Raw genomic sequence first — 23,600 nt, 5'->3', positions numbered from 1 at the left:
CCGATGCTCGCTATAACGTCCGTCCTGAACCCGCATAGCGCGGAGCGAATCAACCGCATCATCAAGAGCCTGGAGCTGGAATTCGGGCTCGACGACGTGCAGGCCACGCCCGATCCGCACATCACCTACCAACTAGCGGGGGTGCGCAAGCTCTCGGCCCTGAATCAGGTGTTGCGCGACGTGGCCCAGCACACGGCGCCGTTCACGGCTTTCACTACCGGCCTAGGGCTGTTTCCGGGACCCAACCCAGTGATTTACATTCCGGTGTTGCGCTCAGAAATGCTCAACAAACTGCACTTGCGCATTTTGAAGGCCACGGCGCCCCTGTGTTTGCGCACCGACAAATTCAGCGCGCCCGATTGCTGGATGCCGCACATTTCGCTGGCCCTGCACGATACCACGCCCGAAGTGCTGGGCCCGGTGCTGCAATACCTCAACAAAGAAACTTTCAACCTCAAGCTCACCATCAACAACATCACCATTCTGCGGCAGGCCGGCGAGAAATTCGTGCCCGAAAAGCAGTTTGCCTTCGAAGGGCACAAGCGGGATAAAGCGCCGATGCTGTTTTGATGGGTCTTACCGTCATGCAGAGGCAGTAGCCGAAGCATCTGGCGTGCTGCCGTTGTTTACCTCGTCATGCAGACGAAGGAAGCATCTCGCGTGCTGACCTTGTAAAGTATAGAATTAAAGCTAGCTCCCCTCCTTTCCAAGGAGGGGAGCTAGTTCTAGTTTTTAAAGGCTCTTTCGCGTAAGCAAGATATATCGGCGGCAGCCACGACCTTTGCTTCGTTTCATCAACCTTCTCCTCTTCTGCTTATGTACCAAATCGTACTGCTGCTGCACTCCTGGTCGCGCTGGCTCGTCGTTGTTTTTGGCCTGATTGCCTTGTTTCGCGCTTTTGGCGGTTGGCAAGGCCGCCGCGCCTGGGTGGGTGCCGACAATGGCATGGGAGCCGCTTTCGTGGGGTCCATGCACTTGCAGCTGTTGCTGGGCCTTATTCTATACCTGGGCCTGAGTCCTTTCGGCCTGAAAGCTTTTGAAACAGCTGGCGGGGCCGTCATGAAAGATCCGGTGGGCCGTTTTTGGGGCGTAGAGCACTTAACGGGCATGTTGCTGGCCGTGGTAGCGGCGCAGGTGGGCCGCACGCTCTCCAAAAAAGCCTCCGACTCGGTGCTCAAGCACAAGAAAGCTTTCATCTGGTTCAGCATTGCCATCTTACTGGTGCTGCTCATGATTCCGTGGGGCATCTGGAACCCAGCACGGCCGCTGTTTCGTATATAGCTGCCGGATGTTAAACCCTCTGGTAAAAAGAGCCATCCTCGTCCGTGAGGATGGCTCTTTTTGCATTTCCATTGATTAATTCCTGGGCTCCTTATCTTGCGTCTCTTTCGCGGCTAGCTCGTCAGTTAGTTTCTTCAGATTCCTGCTTTACAAGGACAGAAATAGGTTTTCTAGTTTTCGGCTGAGCCACTTTATGGTTACTGCATCCAATCCGCGCCGCGGCCCTCGTTTCTCCCAGGAAGATTTTCTGGAGCAGATGCACGCGCGCCTACTGGAGCTGGAAAGCAAGGCCGATGCCCAACAGAGCCACAAAGCGGTGATTCTGGTGCTGCGCCAGCAGCTGGATTCCTTCCGCATCACTTTCGCCGGCCCCAAGTAAAGGCGCCCCCCGTAGCGCGGAAATCTGTTCCGCGACGAGCAAAGCGAGTTCCTACGCGGCCGGGCCGTAGCGCGAAGCTCCAGCTTCGCGCATCGTTGAACGACAAGCGTTGGCGCGGTTCCAGTCGTTCAACCTCAGCAACGATGCGCGAAGCTGGAGCTTCGCGCTACTGTGCTCAACTGGCGCTCTGCCGGATACTCGCTCCGCTCGTGCGTGAAGCTGGAGCTTCGCGCTACTGCCTAGTGGGCGTGAGCGGCGGAGGCGTGGTCCACGATTTCAAACTGGCGCACCTCCCCTTTCTCCCAGGCATTGGCGCCGGGCAGCACGGGCGGGGCCTGGATGTCGGCGCGCTGGCGGCGCTTTTCGGCGCTGGAGATGCTTAGGCGCCGGTCGCGCTGGTTGACCATGCCGGTATCAATCTGGCCGTCTTGGGTGAAGCCCATCATGAGCTGTGGGCCGCCGTAGGGCAGCTCTTTGTCGCGGTCGGTGTGCCAGGTGTGCAGGGTTTTGCCGTAGGTGCTCACGATTTGCTCCATCAGCTCGTGCTCAGCCACGTCGGGCAGGCCGGGCGCCACCAGCGTCCCCGATTTCACCTCGTGGCTGTGGCTGTGCCAGAGCTTCTTTTCGGCTTCGGGCAGCTTCTCAAACAGCCGCCGCGACACGATGTACTCGATGCCCATGATTTTGGCGCCCGCCCCGTTGCCGTCGTAAATCACGCACTGCGTAACGTCTTCGTTGAGTTTTTGGCAAAAGTGGTGGGCTTCCATCTGGCCTTTCATGTTGCCGTTGTAGAAGTGGAAGCCGTCGAGGTAGATGTCGAGCTGGCGCAGCGGGGCCTTGCCTTGCAGCACATCGGCGCCAGCTTCGAGGACGGTGGTTTTGGTGGATTTCTCGGTGCCGGGGGCCTGCACGGGAGACTTGGTGTTTTGGTCGCCGCAGGAGGCGGCCAGCAGCAGCGCGGCGCTGAGCAGCAGGGAAGAGCGAAGCATAGGAGCAGAACTAGTGGGCTTCTGCTTACGCCGGGCAGCGCCGGGTCGTTATGGAGGAGCTGGGAATACCTAGGTGGCGCTTCTATACTCAACAAAGAAAATGGACCGGCCAAGCTCACCCCTACCCATAGTGCTCTTGTGCGCTGGCGGGACTGGCTCACATGGCGGCGGGCTTGGTACGCATAGCCCCGGAGGGGCGACATATCGGTAGTAATCATTCAACCTAATGAAGCGGGAAGCCCCGTAGGGGCGGCATTCGAGCGGTGCCGGTGTCGCCCCTACGGGGCTTTTGCCCTTTTTGCGCTGGCCGTTGCTACCGATATGTCGCCCCTCCGGGGCTGTCGTTGTACGAAGGCTTTTGTACCCCTGCGGACGTTCGCCAAAACCAGTGTCACGATGGATCGTGGACCCACTCTACGGCCGCTAACCCGCTTCACGATTCATCGTGACACCATCCTGCGCGTGAAAACCAGTGTCACGATGAATCGTGAGGCTATTCTGCGCATGAAAACCAGTGTCACGATGAGTCGTGAGACCATTCTGCGCGTGAAAACCAACGTCACGATTCATCGTGAGGCTATCCTGCACGTGCTAAGTGGCTTCACGATGAATCGTGAGGCAAGCTTTCTAGCTTCGGTCGCGGAGACAAAATAGCTCAGCTGTACATGGTATTTATCTCTATATTCCAGAATACTTTTCAATCTTTTTTCTCATTCTACCATGTTCTTGCCTTTTCTCAAAAACCCATTTGCGGTCAAAAGCATCGCCCGTGAAGATTTCCGTGACCTCATGCAGGGCCATCTGGCCCGGCTCAGCAGCCAGAACCAGGACGACCGGTACACGGCCATGATTGCCAGCCTCCAGCCCCACTATGATGGTTACAAGGCCCTGCTCGGCGAGCAAGACGGCACCGTAGGCGAACGACTCGGCAAAACCGATACCGTAGACAAGCTGCTGGCGGAGTTCAAGAGCTTCGCTAAAAACGAGCTACTGGTGGATGTGGAGTACATCTTCAAGCGCAAAAAGCCCAATGTGGAGGCTATCGCGGCGTTTCTGCCGAAGGGCCGCAAGGAGTACAGCAATGTTACGCTGCTCACGCTGCCCACCCTGCTCCAGCGCGTGGCCGACCTCACGGCCCAGTACAAAGCCGACCTCGGCCAGCCTCTCGCCGACCGGGCCGCCGCGCTGCAAACGGCCCTCACCGAAGCCCGCGAGACGCAGACCGAGGCCAAAGGCGAGGTGCAGGGCGACAGCCAGCAGGAAAAGAAGCTGCGCAAAGCCGCCGCCCGCCAGCTCAAGCTGAATCTGCTGGACCAGGTGAAGCTGCACATCGACGAGCCGGAAGCCGTGAAGGCGCTCTATGATCCGCGCTTCTTCAAGAAGCCGAAGAAGACAGATGAGCCGGCGCCGCAGTAATGGCCCGGCAAACCCAAGCTGCGGGGTAGCCGCGTAGCGGCGCCAGGTTGGTAGCTTTTGGTCGGTTCAGGGAGTAGCGCCGCGTAGCGGTGCCAGATTGGCGGGCGTCTCTGGCACCGCTACGCGGCGCGGGGTCGTGCTAGGTCTGGTTTGCTACAAGCCTGGTGCCGCTACGCGGCTACGTCGCAACGCGGCTTAGCAAGTGCTTGGCTTGCACACACACGCGCCCGCCGCTACATCTAGCGGCGGGCGTTTTGTTGCCTACAGTGGAATGCGTAACTTTCCGCTACAGCCCTCCATGCCACTACCTATTATGCAGCAAACTTCTACTTCGCACACTCTGCTTGCTCCCGAGCCGGCCCACACGGCCCACACCCCGGCGGAAGCCCACGCGGCCACAACCTGCCTCAACTGCGCGGCTCTCGTACCAGAACGTTTCTGTAGCCGCTGCGGCCAGGATGCCCACCACACGCACCGCCTGACGATGGCCCACATGCTGCACGACATTCCGCACTCGGTCTGGCACGTCGACAAGGGCATCTTGTACTCGCTGCGCACCATCGTCACCCGCCCCGGCCCCACCATCCGCGCTTACCTGGCCGGGCAGCGCATCGACCATTTCCGGCCCCTCTCGCTGCTGCTGGTCGTGACGGGTACGTTCGCCTTTCTTTCCTCGATACTCCACATCGACATGCTGCCGCCCCGCGACCCGGCCATGCCCGAGGCGGCATACCAGATGCAAAGATCCATGGCTGAGTTCATGGGCAAGTATATGAGCTGGGTCTACGTGGCGCTGGTGCCGGTTATTGCCGGCTTCGTGCGCCTGTTTCTGCGCCGCGGCGGCTATAACTACGCCGAGTGCTTGGTCATTGCCGCCTTTGTCACGGCCGTATGCAATGCCCTGACGCTATTCTCGCTGCCAATAGCGTACTTCTACTCCGGCACTCCCCAAATCCAGCAGATTACCTTTGTGGTCAGCATCTTGTCGCTCAGCTATGCCACCTGGGCTTACAGTACTTTGCTGGCGCACACCGGCCTGAGCCTGGCTGGGCGGTTGATCCGGGGCTTTTTCCCGTTCGTGCTCGGCCTTGTATTGCCAAGCTTCCTGGCAGGCATACTTATGATAGCGCTGAACTGGAACACTATCAAGCAAAATGCGCAGCAGCGACGCGCGCAGACGCAGACGCAAGCCAAGTCGGCACCCAAGCCGGCCGCGGCGCCGGCCCGGCACTAGGAGGCTATCCAAATAGGGTCTGTCCTTCCGACGCAGGAGGCATCTGAGGGAAGCCGTTGGAGTAATTAACTTCCGATTCCTCCTGTGTCGGAAGGACAAAGGCTTTGCCTAGTCGGATAGGCTCTAAGCCAACTCCTTACGCCCATAGTCTAACGCCCGCCGCTGCATGCAGCAGCGGGCGGTTTGTTTCCGGCCCAAACCATCCGAAGGCAGCCGCAGTTGTTAGGATGCGGTTTGAATTACGTAACCTCATGCCATGCCCAAGACCCACACCCTCGAAGAGTTTTACCAGCAAAAAATTCATTGGCTGCCCGAAAACCTAAAGCAGGATATCGGGCATTTCAACGTGTTTCGGCTCGATGATTTCGTGGGTCCCAAGGCCGGCCACCTGCCCTACAGCCGCAAGGATTTCTACAAGATTACGCTTGTCACGGGCCGCAGCAACTATCATTTTGCCGACAAAACGGTGGAAGTCCGGGGCAGCGCCCTGCTGTTTGCCAACCCCCTGGTGCCCTACGAGTGGGAGCCCCTCGACGATGAGCAGACCGGGTTCTTCTGCATTTTCACGGAAACCTTTTTGCATAGCCAGCTGCGGGCGGCGGGCCTGCCTTTGCCGATGTTTGAGCCGGGCGGCCAGCCCTCGTACGCGCTGCACGAGGAGCAGCTGGGCCCTTTCCGGCAGCTGTTCGAGAAGATGTTTACGGAAATAGATTCCGCCTACGCCTTCAAATACGACCTGCTGCGCACCTACGTGTTTGAGTTGGTGCACGGCGCCCTCAAGCTGCAACCCGCCACCACGCTCTACCAGGAAAGCACCGCCGCCACGCGCATCGCGTCGCTGTTCACGGAGCTGCTGGAGCGCCAGTTTCCGATTGAAAGCCTCGGGCAGCGGGTGCGCCTACGCCACGCTAATGCCTTCGCCGGGCAGCTGGCCGTGCACGTCAACCACCTCAACCGGGCCCTGAAAGAAGTGACCGGCAAAACCACCACCCAGCTCATTGCCGAGCGCCTGGTCCGGGAGGCACACGCCCTGCTGAAGCACACCACCTGGAACGTGTCGGAAATCGGCTACGCGCTGGGCTTCGAGGAGCCGGCGCACTTCAACAACTTTTTCCGCAAGCTTGCCGGCACCACGCCTACCGCCGTGCGGGCTGTTTGATTTTCGTAAGCATCGGTTTGAATCCGATAAGCTCCTGGGCTTAAGGCTGCTCTAGCTTTGTGCTACACAAACAAAGCAAGTCATGAGCAAGTCAAACATCTGGTTCGTTACCGGCGCTTCGCGGGGCTTGGGCCTCTCGCTGGTGAAACAACTCCTGCTGGCTGGCTACCGCGTAGCCGCCACTTCCCGCCGCCTCGACAGCCTCACGGAGGCCGTTGGGGCGGCTTCTCCTGCCTTCCTGCCCCTGCAAGTAGACCTCGGCAACGAGGCCAGCGTGCAGCAGGCCATAACCCAGACCGTCGCTACGTTCGGCCGGCTCGATGTGGTGGTCAATAACGCGGGCTACGGCATCGGCGGCAGCCTGGAGGAGCTGACCGACGCCGAAGTCCGGCAGGCCTTCGACGTAAACGTGTTCGGCGCCTTGCACGTGATTCGCCACGCGCTGCCGCAGTTGCGGCGGCAGCGGGCCGGGCACATCATCAACGTGTCGTCCATTGCCGGGCTGGCGCCCAACGCTGGCTGGGCCATTTACGCGGCCACCAAGTTTGCCGTGGAAGGCTTTTCCGACGCGCTGGCTCAGGACGTGGCCCCGCTGGGCATTAAGGTCACACTGATCGAACCCGGGGCCTTCCGTACCAACTTCCTCTCTCCCGAGTCGTTGGTGCTGGCCCGGCAGCCCATTGAGGCCTACCAGGCCGTGCGCGACTCGCACCGCCACTACCAGCAGTTGAACGGCAGCCAGGCCGGCGACCCGGAAAAAGCCGCCGCGGCCATTATGCAGGTGGCCACCGAAGCCCAGCCGCCCCTGCGCCTGCTGCTCGGTACCGACGCCTACCAGCGCGCCCACCACAAGCTTGATGCCCTGCGCCAAGAGTTCGAGCACTGGCAGCCCCTCACCTACTCCACCGATTTCGCCGCCGAGCCAGCACGCTAGTTCCGGCGCCACTCCCCGGCTTTTCTTTTCACCCCGTACCCGCCCGGCGGGTGCTCCAACCATTTATTTTCATGCAAACCAACAAGGTCTGGTTCGTGACCGGCGCCTCCAAGGGGCTAGGTCTGATTCTGGTGCAACAACTGCTGGCCCAGGGCTACGCCGTGGCCGCCACTTCCCGCAATCTGGCCGAGCTACAGCGCGCCGTGCGCGCCGAGAATGGCCGCTTCCTGCCCCTACAGGTCGACCTCGGCAACGAGGAAAGCGTGCAGCAGGCCATCACCCAGACCGTAGCCACGTTTGGCCGGCTCGATGTGGTGGTCAATAACGCGGGCTACGGCCAGCTCGGCGCCCTGGAAGAACTATCGGACCAGGAGGCCAGGCAGAATTTCGACGTGAACGTGTTTGGACTGCTGAACGTGCTGCGCCACGCCACGCCGCAGCTGCGCCAGCAAGGCGCCGGACGCGTGTTCAACATTTCCTCCATCGGCGGCTTCACGGGCAGCTTTCCGGGCTGGGGCGTGTACTGCGCCACTAAGTTTGCCGTCGATGGCCTCACCGAGTCCTACGCGGCCGAAGTGCAGCCGTTCGGCATTCAGGTCACTACTGTAAAGCCCGGTTACTTCCGCACCGATTTCCTGTCGGCCGGCTCCATGGGCAAGCCCCAGCACCCGCTGGCCGCCTACCAATCGGTGCGCGACTCGCAGGCCCTGCACGAGCAGCAAATCAACGGCAATCAGCCCGGCGACCCGCAAAAAGCTTCCGCTCTGCTGATTCAAGTGAGCGAAACCGAGCAGCAGCCCCTGCACCTATTTCTAGGCGAAGATGCCTACCAAGGAGCCAAGCAAAAGATTGAAGCCGTGCAGCACGACATGCAGCAGTGGCAAGCCGCGGCCACCGCCACTAATTTTGCCGAAGCGTAGGAAGCCTGCCACGTTACCAAGAAAAAGCCCGCCGCTGACTTCAGCGGCGGGCTTTTTTGTAGTTTGATTAGCTTAATTTTTCAAGTTTAGTGAGCCACTCATCAAAATGTGAGCAGGAAGCTCGAAGAGCGGGAAGGCCAATAGCCTCCAAAATAAGTAAGCCCTCAGCTACTTTATCATATGAGCCGCAAACCGACAAAATGCGGCGTGAAGGCGCTGTCTCTCGTCCATTATTGATGTGCTCTGGTGATAAGTAACTGGTCCGGATATTAATAAAATAATCGGCCGGAAGTCTAGGGCGGTCCATGCTCAATACCTCGTACATTTTGTTGGGGTCGGTGAAGAGAAGAGCTTCCATCTCGTGCAACTGAATGTAAGGAATGAAGCGAGGGTGAGCCACGTCCGCCGCGAACTGCTGCTCTATATGCTGTGCTTTAGGATGTGGCTGCATGGCTAATGCTTCAGTATAGCCGGGAAAATCGCCTTGTAATCCATATAAATCAAGCATGGTACTATGCCAAGCCGTTGGCTCTTGCAGCAGCCACTGCTTGATATCATTGCGTGCCTTGGCATACGTGGTATAGCCGCCGCGTTGCGTACTGCTGGTTTTGATGCAACGCGTATAAACAGCCTTGCCGAAAGCCGCTAAATGCGGGCGAAGCATATCCTCGGCAAAGCGTTTTTCAGTTGGTCCTTCGGCCGTTATGTTGACTCGAATCATGATTATGGAGTACCTCCCATGACGTTTTTCTCCCACAACTCGCCAAGCGAGTAGTGTTGCAGCCACTCCGCTAATTGGTCGTTGTTTTGCCGCTGGAATGTCGAGCCGCCAGACTCATTCCGGTCTACCACAACAATGTCACCCGGGTCAAACTCGTTGACCAGATTGACGGATTGCGTGGAAACAATTACGGTCGCCCGGTCGGATGCGCGGCGGAGTAAACCGGCCAGCACATGAATGGCGGAGGGGTGCAGACCAAGCTCCGGTTCATCGAGCAGAATAACACTGGGCAGTTCCGGTTGTAACAGCAGCGTAGCCAAGCAAATAAATCGAAGTGAGCCATCCGATAAATCGTGGGCGTTGAAGACGGTGTCCGGGGAATTGCGGTCTTGCCATTCCAATAACAAAGATTGTTGTGGATTATCAGCCGAACGAAACAAGAAGTCCTTGAAAAACGGAATAACTAATTGAATTGTCCGTACCAGCCGTTTATAATGCAGCAGCTGGGCTTTATCATCCCTTATTTTGAGTAAAAATGCCGCCAGGTTGGACGCATCTTCTTTCAATACTAAATTGTCATAACGCGGCACTGACTGTTTAATTCCAGCAGTGACACTCGTATCATGAAAATGATAGACACGCCACGATTGTAGAGTTTGATATATATATTTCGGAACGCTTCCTAAACGCTCAAATCCAAATTTTTCTAAAGCAGACTCCTCCCCTCCACTATTTATATTTTCACCGTGAGTACCTGGCCCCCAATCTTTATCGAAGTAGCAATTCTCATATCCAAAAACAAAGCGGTCAGCAGCTGTTGGTACAAGTTGAATTTGATAATGATTAGGAGGAAAGCTAATGCCTAGCGTCAGGCGAGGTGTAGTTTTGGTACCGTAATGCAGCAACCTGTTTGCTCCGCCTGCTCTTCCAGTGTAAAGCTGGAGGTTACGATTAACTACCGTACGCACAAAGGTGAACAGCTCCACGAAGTTTGATTTCCCCGCACCATTAGGACCAATCAAAACGTTAAGTGGACGAATTTCTAGGTCTACATTCGCTAACGAGCGGAAACCCTGCACAATCACGCGGCGGAGCTTTTGGTAGTCGCTCATGGGCTAATGAGGATTTGAATGTTGGAGAGAATATGCATGATAACGAGGACAGGTTATGAGTATCTGTATCAACCTTTTCTCCACATGGTTCTAATGACTTTAGAACTGAACAAACGGACCGTCAGTTCGCCGGCCCGTTTGCAATTCAATTCTAAAACTTAAGTTTTTACTGCCCTAGCACCATCGCAAACACCAGCGGCGCCACAATAGTGGCGTCTGACTCGATGATGTACTTGGGCGTGTCTTGGCCGAGCTTGCCCCAGGTGATTTTCTCGTTGGGTACGGCGCCGGAGTAAGAGCCGTAAGACGTGGTAGAGTCGGAAATCTGGCAGAAGTAGCCCCACAGCGGCACGCTGGTGCGCTGCAAGTCCTGGTGCAGCATAGGTACCACGCAGATCGGGAAGTCGCCGGCAATGCCGCCGCCAATCTGGAAGAAACCCACTTTACTTTCCTCCACGGCGTTCTTAGTGTACCATTCGGCCAGATAGATCATGTACTCGATGCCGGTGCGCACGGTGTGCACGTTCTTCACGTCGCCCGAAATAACGTGGCCCGCGAAGATGTTGCCCAGCGTGGAGTCTTCCCAACCGGGGCAGATGATGGGCAGGTTTTTCTCGGCGGCGGCCAGCATCCAGGAGTCTTTGGGGTCAATCTGGTAGTACTGCTCCAGCTCGCCCGACTTCAGGATTTGGTAGAAAAACTCATGGGGGAAGTACCGCTCGCCGGCCTTGTCGGCCTGCTCCCAGAACTTGAGCACCGAGTGTTCTAAGCGGCGCATGGCCTCCTCTTCGGGAATACAGGTATCCGTAACACGGTTCATGTGGCGCTCCAACAGGGCCTGCTCGTCGGCGGCGGTTAGGTCGCGGTAGTTGGGCACGCGCTCGTAGAAGTCGTGGGCCACGAGGTTGAAGATGTCTTCTTCCAGGTTAGCACCCGTGCAGCTGATGATTTGCACCTTGTCCTGGCGGATGAGTTCGGCCAGTTGGATGCCCATTTCGGCGGTGCTCATGGCGCCGGCCAGGGTAATCATCATTTTGCCGCCTTCGGCGAGGTGCTTGTTGTAGCCCTCGGCCGCGTCGATGAGCGCAGCGGCGTTGAAGTGGCGGTAGTGGTGCTTGAGGAAGTTAGTTACGTTCATTTCAGCTTGTGCGGGGGTTATCAGGTGTGCGGTTTACAATCAATTTAGAGGCAAAAATCGTTCATTGTCGGCAGTCCAGTTCGGCAATAATTGTCGCCGTAAGGCACACTTGCCGGCGGCTCGTCGCGGAACGAATTTCCGCGCTACGGGCCACACGGCCTAGTATTCGCCCTCGGCGTCGGGAGAAGTAGTAGGGCTAGCGGGGCGGGGCAGGTGCGGGTAGAGCGGCGTGGCCGAGGGCGGCGCCGGGGCGTTGGGGTCGGCGGTGAGCCACTGCCGCACGAGCTGCTGCGTGATGTACTCCACCACCACTTTGGCCTTGGTGTCGGTGTTGCTCATGTAGAGCGTGAAGGGCGAAACGCCCAGGGCCGCGTTGTAGGAGCCCAGGGCGCGGAGCAGGCCGGGCTGGCGTTGGCGGTACTTTTCAGGATTGCGCAGCTTCAGCTCCACGTTCTTGTACCAGAGCACCGGCGCCTCGTAAGCCTGCAAAATCTCCGACCACGGAATCACCCCCATGCGCAGGTTGTAGTCGTTGATACCTTCGTCGTTGAGCACCATGCGGGGCTTGCGCCGGAACATTTGCCAGAGGCTGAACCCCGCCATTCCGCCGAAGAAAGCCAGCAAGAAAAACGCTACAGCCCACACTTCCGCAGAATCGTCAACAGTGAACATGAGCGCACCCCCCAGCGCAAATGGCAGGCAGAGTAGCAACAACAAACCAAAAACCAGCTTCGAAGGACGAACAATGAGCGGCGGCATGGGCACGAAAAACAAAAACTGAAGAGCGAAACGAGCCTTACGAAGGCTGCTCTATCATCAGGTTGTGGTTGGTGTAGATGCAGATGTCGGCAGCAATGTGCAGGGCTTCCTCCACCATTTGGCGGGCGGTGAGGTGGGGCGCATGCTTCTTGAGAGCCAGCGCCGCCGACTGCGCGTACATGGCCCCGGAGCCAATGGCGGCCACGTCGGAGTCGGGCTCGAGCACGTCGCCGGAGCCGGCAATGATGAGCAGCTCGTCTTTGTCGGCCACCACCATCATGGCTTCGAGCTTGCGCAGGTATTGGTCTTTGCGCCACTCTTTGGCCAGTTCAATAGCCGCGCGGCGCAGCTGCCCGCTGTAACCATTGAGCTTCTCCTCAAACTTGTCGAGCAACATAAACGCATCGGCGGTGGAGCCCGCGAAGCCAGTCACGATTTTGCCGTCTTGCAGCTTGCGCACTTTGCGCACGTTGCTCTTGGCCACGTGCTTGTCCATCGTGGCCTGGCCGTCGGCGCCGAGGGCAATTTCACCGTTGTGCCGCACGCCAAGCACGGTAGTGGAACGTATTCTCATGGTTTCAATGAGTGAATGATGGAATGAGTGGATGAGTGTGGATGCGTTGGTTGTTCGATCTACTGATGTGCTACTACTCACAGAACCAGTAATTATTCACTCACCCACTCATTGTACTCATTCACTCATCTCAGAATCGGGCCTGCAATTTAGCGAAGTAAAACCGGCCGTTGGAGCCCATTTGCACCGGGTCCCAGGCGCCGCCGGTTTCGGTGGCTTGCGGATTGAAGAACTTCGGATACACATCAAAGAGGTTGGAACTGCCCACCGACAGGCGCAGCTGGTTGGTGAGAGCGTACGACAGGGACAGGTCCGTGGTGAGGCGGGCGTAGTAGTCGTTGATGTCCTCATTGTAGTCGTAGAGCCGCACGCCGCCGAACTGCACGAACCGCAGCAGCGCCCCGAAGCGGCCCACGCTATAGTCGAAGGTGAGGTTGACTTTGTACGGCGGGGCCGAGGCTTTCACGAAGGCCTGCTCCCGGACGCCGAAGAAAATATCCTCTTTGCCTTGCAGCAGCGGGGTCGTTTTGGCATTTCCCACCACGAGCAGCCGATTGAGGTTGGCGGCCAGCGTGGTGCTCAGGCGCCCCGCTCCTACCGTGGCCGTATTGGCCAACACGGCATCTAAGCCCCAGGTATCGGTGGTAACGGCATTGGCAAAAAACTGCGCCTGGCCCACATTCAGAGGAGTAAGAATTGGGGCAAGAACAACAGTATCTTCTTCAGCCTCGAAAGTACCGGTAAGCACAATCCGGTCTTTCACCCGAATGAAGTAGCCATCCACGGTGAAGCTCAGCACTGAGCCGGCTCGCCCGGTGAAGCCCAAGCTAGCTGATTGAGAACGTTCCTGCTTGAGCTCCGGAATGCCCAGCGCCCGCGACACCGGACCATCGTTGCGGTCGAGCAGGATGTCTACCGGTACGCCGCCCACCACGTTGGTAAAGATGGTGTTGAAGTTTACCTGGGCCAGCGAAGGCGCCCGGAAGCCGGAGCTGACCGTGCCCCGCAAGGAAAACGTTTCGCTCAGCTTCACGCGAGTGGCCAGCTTGCCGGTCACAGTGCTACCGAAATCGGAGTAATTTTCGAAGCGCACTGCCCCGGCCAGCAGCAGGGCTTTGGTGAGGTCCAATTCCGCATCGGCATACACGCCAATATTGTCCCGCTTGGCTTTCACTTCGTTGCGGGGCTGGAAACCGGGGAAACCCTGCGAGCCAGCGGGTCGGCCCGAATCGGGGTCGTAGTTGGCGTAGGAGCCTTCCTCGCCCGCGAAAATCTGGTACCACTCGCGCCGGTATTCGCTGCCTACCGCCAGGTTCAAACCCTGTAGTACGGTCTTGTAATTGCGGCTGAAGTTGAGGTTCACTACATCCTGCTGCAACTGAAACCCGCCCGCATCGAAGCTTCTCGGCGAGCTGGCGCCTAGCGTGGCGTTGAGCGTGTTTTCCACGCCGTACTCGAAGCGGTTTGAGCCAAAGCCGTTGCTCAGGTCGATGTCCCAGCCGCCGAATGTTCCGCGCAGACCCGCTACACCGTGGCCGTCGGTAAGGTCGCTGGTGATGATGGGGTCGTAGCCGTTGGGGTAGAGCGTGGAGTTGCTGCGGGGATTGGGAATGGGGTTGTCGTCGTCATCCAGGATGGTGGGGAAGCGGGTATAGGCGTAGGCTTCGCCCTTACGGAAGTTCGTGCCCCCGAACACGTACGCGTGCACGTTCTCGCTGATGGGCAGTTTGCTATTGAGGTAGGCCGAGATATTGCGAGCCTTCGGGTCGCCATATTCGCGGCGCTGAATGCCTTCGGGAGCGGGTACGTTGGCCCGTTGCGTGTGCTCGCGCTGGTTGTAATCGAGCGTGGCATTTACGAAGCCGCCCTCCCCCACTCCAACCCCGTAGTTCACGTTAACGTTGAAATTGCCGCCGTCGAATTTCTTGTCGTCGAATCGGTAGCTGGCATCGTAAGCGCCGTAGTTCACGTTGGCAGTCAACTCCTTCACGCTGGTTTTGAGCACGATGTTGATGACGCCGGCAATGGCATCGGAACCGTATTGGGCCGAAGCGCCATCGCGCAGAATCTCGATGCGCTCAATAGAAGCGGCCGGAATCGTATTGAGGTCGGTGCCAGTATTGCCGCGGCCGCGCGAACCAAACAGATTCACCAGCGCCGATTGGTGCCAGCGTTTGCCATTAACTAGCACCAGCGTCTGGTCGGGGCCAAGGCCGCGCAGAGTGGCCGGGTCCACGTGGTCGGCCCCGTCGGCGCCGGTTTGGCGGTTGGAGTTGAAGGAGGGTGCCACGAACTGAAGCAACTGATTTACGTCGAGCTGCCCGGTTTTGGCCGTTACCTCGCGCACGTCAATAATATCAACGGGCGAAGGCGTGTCCGTCGCGGTCCGATTCTGACTGCGGGAGCCCACCACCTGCACGCCGCCCAGACTGGTACTGGCTTCGGCCAACTGTACACTCACCGAGCCGCTGGCCGCATCCACCTCCTGCGGCGTGTAGCCAATAGAGCTGATGATAAGCCGGGGCGTGGCCGTGCGGGACTGCAAGGTGAAGCGTCCGTCAGGGCCAGTTGCGGTGCCGTTGTTGGTACCTTTTTCCACTACCGTCGCCCCGATGATGGGCTTCCCGGCTGCGTCCAGCACTTGGCCACTGAGCGCCTGCTTTTGCCCGAAAGCAGCGGCACTAGCCAGGCACATTGTAATTGTCAGTAAGTTCTGTTTCATATGCTCACGTTAGTAAATGGTCGAAATGGAATGCTAGCAGTGCAGCACCCCTATCGGCAATTATAGAATTTTTACGCACAAGTAGCGAGACATGAGACAGTGAGACCTGAGAAGTGAGATAGGTGCGGGTACTTCAGCGTCGCGGAGAAAAGGGTAGTTATGCTTGTTCTCGGCCTACTACCTCAACCAGTGTTATTGCACAAATTGAAGTGTTATTCTGCGACTGAACCGTCCAGCAACTGAAGTTTCTCTCGTCCTCTCTCTCCGTGGCGGCAAACCATTTAGTGCCGATGGTTTGCAGGCTCACCAACAGCAAAAAAGCCGACCTATTGGGGCCGGCTTCTCTGGTTGTAAGTGCTTATCTACAACTGTCAGATAAGCATGCGCATGGGGTCTTCCAGCAGGCTTTTCAGCGTTTGCAGGAAGGCGGCGCCGGTGGCGCCGTCTACCACGCGGTGGTCGCAGGAGAGGGTCACTTTCATCACGTTGCCGATAGCCAGTTGGCCATCTTTTACCACGGCGGTTTGCTTGATGCCCCCTACGGCTAGGATGCAGGCGTCGGGTGGGTTGATGATGGCCGTGAATTCCTCAATGCCGAACATGCCCAGGTTGGAGATGGTGAAGGTGCTTCCCTCCCACTCGGCCGGTTGCAGCTTCTTGGTTTTGGCTTTCTCGGCCAGGGCCTTCACTTCGGTGGCGATGGTGGAAAGACCTTTGCCGTCGGCGTTGCGCACGACGGGCACCAGCAGGCCTTCGTCCACGGCCACGGCCACGCCAATGTTGATGACTTTGTTTTGGCGAATTTTGTCGCCCAGCCACGAGGAGTTTACGGCCGGGTGCTGCTTCAGGGCCACGGCGGCGGCCTTCACGACGAGGTCGTTGAAGCTGAGCTTCACCGGCGAGAGCGTGTTGAGCTGGGTGCGCACTTCCATGGCTCGGTCCATGAAGATTTCCATGGTGAGGTAGAAGTGCGGCGCTGTGAAGAGGCTTTCCGACAGGCGCCGGGCAATCACCTTGCGCATCTGCGACACCGGCGTGTCGATGTAAGTGCCTTCGGCCGGGGTAGCCGGAGTTGCGGCGGGAGCAGCGGCTTTGGTGGGCGTGGCGACTTGCAGTTGCTGCTCCGGTAGAGCCGCCTGAATGTACTCGGATTGCACGTTGGCGGCCGGAGCGGTAGAAGTGGCTTGCGCGGCCGGAGCGGCAGCGCCCGGCTGTACATTCTCCAAATCGCGCGACACAATACGGCCGTTTTCGCCGGAGCCTTTGATGGTGTGCAGGTCGATGCCTTTGTCTTTGGCAATGCTCTTGGCCAGCGGCGAGGCGAAAATGCGGCCACCGGCAGGAGCTTCTGTCTTAGCGGCTTCTGGTTGGGCTGGAGCAGCAACAGCGGTAGCCGTTTCGGCGGGTGCGGCGCTGGCAGCTACCGGAGCAGCGGCTTCGGGCTGCGGTGCGGCGGCTGGCGCGGCACTACCACCCGACTGCCCGCCGAGCAGGGCCTGCACGTCGGCGCCCTCCTCACCGATAATAGCCAGAATACCATCCACCACCACAGATTCACCGTCTTTGGGGCCGATGTAGAGCAGGGTGCCGTCCTCGTAGTTTTCCAGCTCCATGGTGGCCTTATCGGTTTCGACTTCGGCCAGAATATCGCCTGATTTCACCTTATCGCCCACTTTCTTCTGCCACGAAGCAATGACGCCTTCGGTCATCGTGTCGCTCATTTTAGGCATCCGCACGACGGTGGCTTTTTTGCCATTGCCAGCCGCAGGAGCGGCAGCAGGGGCCGGAGTTGGCGCGGGAGCAGCCGGAGCTGGGGCTGGCGCGGCAGGTTGTGGCTTAGGAGCCTCCGCGGGCGCAGCTGGTGCAGCGGCTTCGGGCTTGGGAGCGGCCGGGGCAGCTGGCGCCGGGGCCGAGCCATTGAGCAGCGCAGAAATATCTTCGCCTTCTTTACCCACAATGGCCAGCAGCCCGTCGACTGGCACGGATTCGCCCTGTTTAGGGCCAATGTGAAGCAGGGTGCCGTCCTCGTAGTTTTCCAGCTCCATGGTGGCCTTGTCGGTCTCGACTTCGGCCAGAATGTCCCCGGACTTCACTTTATCGCCTACTTTTTTGAGCCACGACGCAATGACGCCCTCGGTCATCGTGTCACTCATCTTGGGCATTTTTATGATTTCGGCCATCTGCTTCTTCGGTTGAATGAGAGCGCCAAAATTAGCCCGAATTTCCGGGGGCGCAAACCGGTGGGAGTAACTGGGCAACGGAGCGGCTGTGTAATGGTTTTACCCTCGTTCGTAAGCACGTTGCGGTAACCTTACTGCCCTCTGTTTTCAACTTCACTGGATACCACGCCGCTACGCTATACATCCAAACAAAGGCTCTTATTTAGGCTGAACGCACAACCAACCTCCACAAACGCAAAGCTTCTCAGGCCAAGCTTGCGTGGCATTACCCAATAAACTAGAGCCTTCCAGCAAACGGCAAACTTCGCGCACCGTCTGCGCTAGCCCCAGCGGAGCGACATATCGGTAGTACTATACGAGTCAGAAAATGAACAAGCCCCATCGGGGCGACACCAAATCGTTGGACGGTTTGTGCCGCTCCGCTGGGGCTTTGGTTTAATGTATGAAAAGCACTGTCTACCGATATGCCGCCCCGCTGGGGCTAGCTAATGACGTTACGTCGGAGACTAGAGCCTCTTTTACTTCGGGCAGATCTGCGTCACATCAAGCACGAGAACTACGCTAGCCGAAGGCTGCGTCCTCAGTTACATAACTGTGGTTGCGGCTGTAGTACGTGGTTTCGCAACCGCACTTATCGGCTTATTTACTTTTCTGCTTACTCTTCTAGATGAGCAACATCCAGGAAATTGCGCACGGAGAACATGGAGCCGGTGTAGTGCAGCTGGTACAGGCATAAGTTGCGATGCTCGAAGGAATCCATGTAGCGTAGCGGATAGTTGAGGAGCTGGCAGAGCAGCACGCGCATGGCTCGGCCGTGCATACAGACCAGCACGGTTTCTTCTTCGGGGCGCGTCTTGAGCAGCTCGATAAACGGGCGTTGGCGGGCGGCTACTTCATCAGGACTTTCGCCGCCAGTGAGGCGGGCGTAGGTCTGGCCGGCATGCCACTGATTGAGTACCCCTTGGTATTCGGCGTCTTCGTCGGGCGTGATACGGGTGCCTTCGCGCGTGCCCCAGCTGATTTCGTTCAGGCCAGGGTGGGCTTCGTGCGCCAGGCCCAGATCCAGGAACGGCTGCACCGACTCCTGCGTGCGGCGCAGCGTGGAGGTGTAGACTTTATCGAACTTCACGTGTTGATATGCCGCAAAGAAGCGGGCTGCTTGTTGGCAGCCGGCCTCGTTCAAGCTGGAATCGACGCCGCTGCCCTGCACGATGCCGCGCACGTTGAAGTCGGTTTGCCCGTGACGAATGAGGTAGATTTTTTTGACGCTCACTTTCCCGCTAGCTTTGCTGGTTTCGGGGTCGAAAGTACCTTTTTCGCCCCGGAATCCCTGATTTGACCTTTATTTCTTCCTTATGCAGACGGAACGCCTTTCCCCCGATCTGGACCAGCTCAACGCTTGGTGCCGCAACACGCTCGGCGAACACCTGGGCATTGAGCTGACCGAAGTGGGCGAACGGACGCTAACCGGCCGCATGCCCGTCGACCACCGCACCCACCAACCCATGGGGCTGTTGCACGGCGGCGCTTCGGTGGCGCTGGCCGAAACGCTGGGCAGCATAGGCGCGCAACTACAAGTGGACGTACGGAAGCAGGCTTGCGTGGGATTGGAAATCAATGCCAATCATATCAAAGGAGTGCGTTCCGGCTACGTGGTAGGCCGGGCCACGGCGCTGCACGTGGGCCGCACTACGCAAGTGTGGGAAATTCGCATCACCCACGAAGAAACCGGCACCCTCGTCTGCATTAGCCGTATTACCATGGCCGTTATCGACCTGCCCGCCACGGCCCAGCCCACCCAGGCATGACCAACACGCTCACGTGGGCCGAACCCGGCCCCGCTACGGAACGGCTGCACCAACTGGCTGCCTTCGCGCTGCAACACGGCCTGCCCGTAGCACTGTGGCGGCTACCCCAGGAAACGGCGGTGCAGCTGTGCCTGAGCCTGTCGGCAGACGCGGCACTGACGGGCTTACCGCCCGCGCTGGAACCTACAGCCCCGGCCGGCTTTGCTTTCTTCCCCTTCCGCGACACCGACCACAACCCAGCGCTATTTCTGCCCGCCGACGTGGTATTCGACGCTACCCGGCCCAATGAAGTGCGCGTAAACCACAACGCCGAAGGTGCCGCCTTGCTTCCCAAGCTCCAAGAATTACTACAAGAACCGGCCGCGCCCTCCCGACAACTAACAACCTATAACCAACAACCAACAACCACCCTTCCCTGGTATCTCAGTGCCCAACCAGCGCCGCACGCGGCCACGCAGCAGGAATATGCGGCTCTGGTACAACGCAGCGTGGCCGCCATTGAAAACGGGGAGCTGCTGAAAGTAGTGAGCAGCCGAGCGGCCCGGTTTCCTCTCCCCGCTGATTTCGACGCGCTGGCAGCCTTCGAGGCCCTGACGCAACGCTACCCGGCGGCTTTCTGCTCGCTAGTGAGTGCGCCCGGCGCGGGTACCTGGCTGGGCGCCACGCCCGAAATCTTGGTGCAGGTGACCGAAGATGGCCAGTTTCGTACGATGGCCCTGGCTGGCACGCAGCCGTTGGCGCCGGGACGCAAGCCCAATGAGGCCATTTGGCGGCAAAAGGAAATTGAGGAGCAGGCCCTGGTGGCGCGCTACATCGTAAACTGCTTCAAGCAGCTACGACTGCGTGAATACCACGAAACCGGCCCGCGCACCGTAGCAGCCGGCGACTTACTACACTTGCGCACCGATTTCGCGGTGGACCTGCGCCGCGTGCCTTTCCCCACTTTGGGCACCGACATGCTGCGGCTGCTGCACCCAACTTCCGCCGTGGGAGGCATGCCCCGCCAAGCCGCCTTGGAGTTCATTCGGCAGCACGAGGGCTACGATCGGGCTTATTACAGCGGCTTTCTGGGTCCGGTGAACCTGCCTGCTGCTGGTGCGGCGCGGCTCTACGTAAATCTGCGCTGTATGCAGCTGCGCGCCGAAGAAGCCATACTCTACGCTGGCACTGGCCTCACCATCGACTCCGACCCCGCCCGGGAATGGCAGGAAACCGAACTCAAACTGCACACCGCAGCGGCTATTTTTAATTAGTAATTAAGAATTAGTAATGAACAATTGGCAGATATCGGCTTCGCATTTGCTGTGCAAACAATTCATATCCAACACAAGCTTTCCTCCATATTTCTACAACCTCCAATTATTAATTTCTAATTACTAATTCCCCTCATGAAGTCCATTCATAATATTGCTGAAATCTGCGCCCGGCACGGCATTACGGACGTGGTGCTTTCGCCGGGCTCCCGGTGTGCGCCGCTGACCATTGCCTTCGCGCGTCATCCCCGTATTCGGGTGCGGACGGTGCCGGATGAACGGGCCGCGGCTTTTATTGGGCTGGGCCTGGCGCAAGCGCAGCGGCGGGCCGTGGCGCTGGTGTGCACCTCGGGCACCGCAGGCCTCAACTACGCGCCGGCCGTAGCGGAGGCTTACTTCCAGCGCATTCCGCTCGTCGTCTTCACCGCCGACCGGCCACCGGAGTGGATAGACCAGCTCGACGGCCAGACCATCCGCCAAACCGACCTCTACGGCGCGCATGCCAAAGGTTCCTTCCATTTTCCGGCCGATACCTCGCACGCCGACGCCGCCTGGCACAGCGCCCGTTTGGTGTCGGAAGCGATTGGGCTGGCGGAGCAGTTCCCAGCCGGGCCGGTGCAGGTGAACGTGCCTTTGCGGGAGCCTTTCTACCCGAAAGCCGGCGAAGAAATCCGCTACGAGACAGTCAGGATTATTCGGGAGCAGCCCGGCCGGCCGCAACTGCCCGTTACTGAGTTGGCCGCCCTGCGCGACACTATTCGAAGCACCGGCCGGGTGCTGGTGGTAGGCGGCCAGCAGCCGCACGACGAGGCGCTGCTGCTGGCGTTGCGGCGGTTTGCGGCGGCCTACCAAGTGCCGGCTGTGGGCGACATTATTGCCAACCTGCATCAGCCCGTGGCGGCCGACTACGACCTGCGCTACGCGCCGCTGAGCCGCCAAGACGTGTTTATGGCGGTGCCGGAACCAGGCCTCAAGGAAGCACTGCGGCCGGACCTGCTCATCACCTTCGGCCAGTCGCTCATCTCGAAAGCCCTAAAGCTCTACCTGCGCAATGCCAAACCGGCGCAGCACTGGCACATCCAGCCCGCCGGGCCCGCCGCCGATACCTTCCAAGCCCTGACGCGGGTGATTCGGATGGAGCCGGCGGACTTCTTCACTGCACTAACAGACGAGGATGCCGGTTCGACTCCTTACACGACCACGCCCACCCTCACTGCCGCGCAAGATGCCACCCGCGTGGCGCAGCCGGTACGCCTCACCTGGCCGCGTGGCGGCAGCGCCCTCTCCGATGCGGAAGCCAGCACCAAAGCCGCTTATCTAAAGCCCTGGCAGAAGGCTGACAATTGGGCGACGGGGTTTCTGGAGGAGTTTTTCGCGCGGCCAGAACAGCCGTTCAATGAATTCACGGCCTTCCACCACGCCCTGGGCCAACTGCCCGACCGTACGGCGCTGCACCTCGCCAACAGCATGGCCGTGCGCTACGCCAACATTATTGGGCTGCCCGCGGCCCGCACCATTGAAGTGTTTGCCAACCGGGGGACCAGCGGCATCGATGGCTGCACGAGCACGGCGGTAGGGGCAGCTCTGGCCCAACCAGAGCGCCCTGTGGTACTGTTCACGGGCGACGTGGCTTTTTTCTACGACCGGAACGCCTTCTGGCACAACTACCCGCTGCCCAACCTGCGCGTGGTGCTGCTCAACAACCACGCCGGCGGTATCTTCCGCCTCATCGATGGGCCGCGGCAGCAACCGGAGCTAGAGGAGTTTTTCGAGACCCGCCAGCCCCTCACGGCTGAAAATACTGCGCGCGATTTTGGGCTGCGATATTTCGCTGTTTCGTCTTTCGCTGAACTTGAATCGGTGCTACCGGTTTTCTTTGCACCCGAAACCGGCGCGGCTTTGCTCGAAATCACCACCGACAGCAAAACCAACGCCGACTTCTTCGAACACTACCGCACCCTAGTAAAAACCTCTTTTTCCTAGCACAACCTCTGCGTTTCTCTGCGCCTGCCTCTGCGTTCCTCTGCGGGAAATATCGTTGAACGACGGTTTCCGCAGAGGAACGCGGAGGTATCGCAGAGGTTCGCGGAGAAAAATCTCTCACTATGGCCGAACAACTCACTTGGACTCCGATTAAGGAGTTCCGCGAAATCCTCTTCACGCAGGCTGGCGGCATCGCCAAAATCAGCATCAATCGCCCGCAGGTGCACAATGCCTTCACGCCGCTCACGGTGCAGGAGATGATTGAGGCCATGCACATCTGCCGCGACCGGACCGACATCGGCGTCATCATTCTCACGGGCGAAGGCGGCAAGGCTTTCTGCTCGGGCGGCGACCAAAGCGTGCGCGGCCACGGCGGTTACGTCGGCGACGATGCCGTGCCGCGTCTCAACGTGCTCGACCTGCAAAAGATCATTCGCTCCATTCCAAAGCCGGTGGTGGCAATGGTGGCCGGCTGGGCCATTGGGGGCGGGCACGTGCTGCACGTGGTGTGTGACCTGACTATTGCGGCCGACAATGCCCGCTTCGGCCAGACGGGCCCCAAAGTAGGCTCCTTCGATGGCGGTTTCGGGGCGTCCTATTTGGCGCGCATCGTGGGTCAGAAGAAGGCCCGCGAAATCTGGTTCCTTTGCGACCAGTACAACGCGCAAGAAGCCCTCGACATGGGCCTCGTCAATAAAGTGGTGCCGCTCGATCAGCTCGAAGAAACCACCGTGGCTTGGTGCCACAAGATCCTGGAGAAAAGCCCACTGGCGCTGCGCATGCTCAAGTCGTCGTTCAATGCGGAGCTCGATGGGCAGGCGGGTATTCAGGAACTGGCTGGCAACGCTACGCTGCTGTACTATCTCTCCGAAGAAGCTAAAGAGGGCAAGAATGCCTTTCTGGAGAAGCGCCAGCCTGATTTCTCGAAGTATCCGAAGTTCCCGTAACGGACTTTGCCCCGAACCTTCCAAGCCTCGCCTATCGGCGGGGCTTTTTCGTGCAGCGTGCTCACCGCGGGCTATTTGCAGGGCTGAGCGG

Annotated in this window: 22 protein-coding genes; 13 read left to right on the top strand and 9 right to left on the bottom strand. The window is 58.9% G+C overall.

Going from position 1 to position 23,600, the window contains the following annotated elements; all coding sequences use genetic code 11:
• Positions 1–3 precede the first annotated feature (3 nt).
• The 3 genes from ACYSMN_RS00505 (at position 4) to ACYSMN_RS00495 (ending at position 1,660) form a co-directional block, all read left to right on the top strand.
• Positions 4–570 carry a 2'-5' RNA ligase family protein gene (locus tag ACYSMN_RS00505; RefSeq protein ID WP_488921866.1) on the top strand — a complete coding sequence of 189 codons (567 nt, stop codon included), beginning with the start codon at positions 4–6 and terminating at the stop codon, positions 568–570.
• Between the two features lie 246 nt (positions 571–816).
• On the top strand, positions 817–1,281 hold the full coding sequence (locus tag ACYSMN_RS00500; protein WP_488921865.1) for a hypothetical protein: 465 nt from the start codon (positions 817–819) through the stop codon (positions 1,279–1,281).
• Between the two features lie 193 nt (positions 1,282–1,474).
• Positions 1,475–1,660 (top strand): hypothetical protein, encoded by a 186-nt coding sequence (locus tag ACYSMN_RS00495; RefSeq protein ID WP_488921864.1) that lies wholly within the window; start codon positions 1,475–1,477, stop codon positions 1,658–1,660.
• A 239-nt stretch (positions 1,661–1,899) separates the two neighbouring features.
• On the opposite strand, the gene ACYSMN_RS00490 is transcribed toward ACYSMN_RS00495, so the two are convergent.
• Positions 1,900–2,649: an OBAP family protein gene (locus tag ACYSMN_RS00490; protein WP_488921863.1), complete on the bottom strand. Its 750-nt coding sequence runs from the start codon at positions 2,647–2,649 to the stop codon at positions 1,900–1,902.
• A 396-nt stretch (positions 2,650–3,045) separates the two neighbouring features.
• On the opposite strand from ACYSMN_RS00490, the gene ACYSMN_RS00485 reads away from it, so the two are divergent.
• The 6 genes from ACYSMN_RS00485 to ACYSMN_RS00460 all read left to right on the top strand — a co-directional run bounded on the left by ACYSMN_RS00485 (position 3,046) and on the right by ACYSMN_RS00460 (position 8,312).
• Positions 3,046–3,303 carry a hypothetical protein gene (locus ACYSMN_RS00485; RefSeq protein ID WP_488921862.1) on the top strand — a complete coding sequence of 86 codons (258 nt, stop codon included), beginning with the start codon at positions 3,046–3,048 and terminating at the stop codon, positions 3,301–3,303.
• 66 nt (positions 3,304–3,369) lie between these two features.
• Positions 3,370–4,065 (top strand): hypothetical protein, encoded by a 696-nt coding sequence (locus tag ACYSMN_RS00480; protein WP_488921861.1) that lies wholly within the window; start codon positions 3,370–3,372, stop codon positions 4,063–4,065.
• Between the two features lie 313 nt (positions 4,066–4,378).
• Positions 4,379–5,299, top strand: coding sequence for a DUF3667 domain-containing protein (locus ACYSMN_RS00475; RefSeq protein ID WP_488921860.1), 921 nt, complete (start codon positions 4,379–4,381; stop codon positions 5,297–5,299).
• A gap of 256 nt (positions 5,300–5,555) precedes the next feature.
• Positions 5,556–6,458 (top strand): helix-turn-helix domain-containing protein, encoded by a 903-nt coding sequence (locus ACYSMN_RS00470; protein ID WP_488921859.1) that lies wholly within the window; start codon positions 5,556–5,558, stop codon positions 6,456–6,458.
• Positions 6,459–6,540: 82 nt separating this feature from the next.
• Positions 6,541–7,392 carry an oxidoreductase gene (locus ACYSMN_RS00465; protein ID WP_488921858.1) on the top strand — a complete coding sequence of 284 codons (852 nt, stop codon included), beginning with the start codon at positions 6,541–6,543 and terminating at the stop codon, positions 7,390–7,392.
• Positions 7,393–7,463: 71 nt separating this feature from the next.
• Positions 7,464–8,312, top strand: coding sequence for an SDR family oxidoreductase (locus tag ACYSMN_RS00460; RefSeq protein ID WP_488921857.1), 849 nt, complete (start codon positions 7,464–7,466; stop codon positions 8,310–8,312).
• Positions 8,313–8,379: 67 nt separating this feature from the next.
• Here ACYSMN_RS00460 and ACYSMN_RS00455 read toward each other — a convergent pair whose 3' ends face one another.
• The 8 genes from ACYSMN_RS00455 to ACYSMN_RS00420 all read right to left on the bottom strand — a co-directional run bounded on the left by ACYSMN_RS00455 (position 8,380) and on the right by ACYSMN_RS00420 (position 18,791).
• Complete coding sequence (locus ACYSMN_RS00455) at positions 8,380–9,033, bottom strand: DUF4276 family protein (protein ID WP_488921856.1); 654 nt, start codon at positions 9,031–9,033, stop codon at positions 8,380–8,382.
• A gap of 2 nt (positions 9,034–9,035) precedes the next feature.
• Positions 9,036–10,145, bottom strand: a complete 1,110-nt coding sequence (locus ACYSMN_RS00450) for an AAA family ATPase (protein WP_488921855.1) — start codon at positions 10,143–10,145, stop codon at positions 9,036–9,038.
• A gap of 166 nt (positions 10,146–10,311) precedes the next feature.
• On the bottom strand, positions 10,312–11,283 hold the full coding sequence (locus ACYSMN_RS00445) for a deoxyhypusine synthase family protein (RefSeq protein ID WP_488921854.1): 972 nt from the start codon (positions 11,281–11,283) through the stop codon (positions 10,312–10,314).
• Positions 11,284–11,442: 159 nt separating this feature from the next.
• Positions 11,443–12,042, bottom strand: coding sequence for an STM3941 family protein (locus tag ACYSMN_RS00440; protein ID WP_488921853.1), 600 nt, complete (start codon positions 12,040–12,042; stop codon positions 11,443–11,445).
• Positions 12,043–12,079: 37 nt separating this feature from the next.
• Positions 12,080–12,616, bottom strand: a complete 537-nt coding sequence (gene hslV / locus ACYSMN_RS00435; protein ID WP_488921852.1) for an ATP-dependent protease subunit HslV — start codon at positions 12,614–12,616, stop codon at positions 12,080–12,082.
• 130 nt (positions 12,617–12,746) lie between these two features.
• Complete coding sequence (locus ACYSMN_RS00430; protein ID WP_488921851.1) at positions 12,747–15,338, bottom strand: TonB-dependent receptor; 2,592 nt, start codon at positions 15,336–15,338, stop codon at positions 12,747–12,749.
• A gap of 371 nt (positions 15,339–15,709) precedes the next feature.
• Positions 15,710–17,518, bottom strand: a complete 1,809-nt coding sequence (locus ACYSMN_RS00425) for a pyruvate dehydrogenase complex dihydrolipoamide acetyltransferase (RefSeq protein ID WP_488921850.1) — start codon at positions 17,516–17,518, stop codon at positions 15,710–15,712.
• Positions 17,519–18,173: 655 nt separating this feature from the next.
• The gene (locus ACYSMN_RS00420) at positions 18,174–18,791 is read right to left on the bottom strand and encodes a histidine phosphatase family protein (protein ID WP_488921849.1); all 618 of its coding nucleotides are present in this window, start codon (positions 18,789–18,791) and stop codon (positions 18,174–18,176) included.
• Positions 18,792–18,873: 82 nt separating this feature from the next.
• Here ACYSMN_RS00420 and ACYSMN_RS00415 point away from each other — a divergent pair, with 82 nt between their 5' ends.
• The 4 genes from ACYSMN_RS00415 (at position 18,874) to menB (ending at position 23,509) form a co-directional block, all read left to right on the top strand.
• Positions 18,874–19,326, top strand: a complete 453-nt coding sequence (locus ACYSMN_RS00415) for a hotdog fold thioesterase (protein ID WP_488921848.1) — start codon at positions 18,874–18,876, stop codon at positions 19,324–19,326.
• Positions 19,323–20,579, top strand: coding sequence for a chorismate-binding protein (locus tag ACYSMN_RS00410; protein ID WP_488921847.1), 1,257 nt, complete (start codon positions 19,323–19,325; stop codon positions 20,577–20,579). Before ACYSMN_RS00415 ends, ACYSMN_RS00410 begins: the two co-directional genes overlap by 4 nt.
• A 135-nt stretch (positions 20,580–20,714) precedes the next feature.
• Positions 20,715–22,562 (top strand): 2-succinyl-5-enolpyruvyl-6-hydroxy-3-cyclohexene-1-carboxylic-acid synthase, encoded by a 1,848-nt coding sequence (gene menD, locus ACYSMN_RS00405; RefSeq protein WP_488921846.1) that lies wholly within the window; start codon positions 20,715–20,717, stop codon positions 22,560–22,562.
• 122 nt (positions 22,563–22,684) lie between these two features.
• On the top strand, positions 22,685–23,509 hold the full coding sequence (gene menB / locus ACYSMN_RS00400) for a 1,4-dihydroxy-2-naphthoyl-CoA synthase (protein ID WP_488921845.1): 825 nt from the start codon (positions 22,685–22,687) through the stop codon (positions 23,507–23,509).
• Positions 23,510–23,600 lie beyond the last annotated feature (91 nt).

The organism is Hymenobacter sp. M1-2, assembly GCF_057808495.1.
Note: the sequence above shows the minus strand (reverse complement) of the source record. Positions and strands in the feature narration are given on the sequence as shown.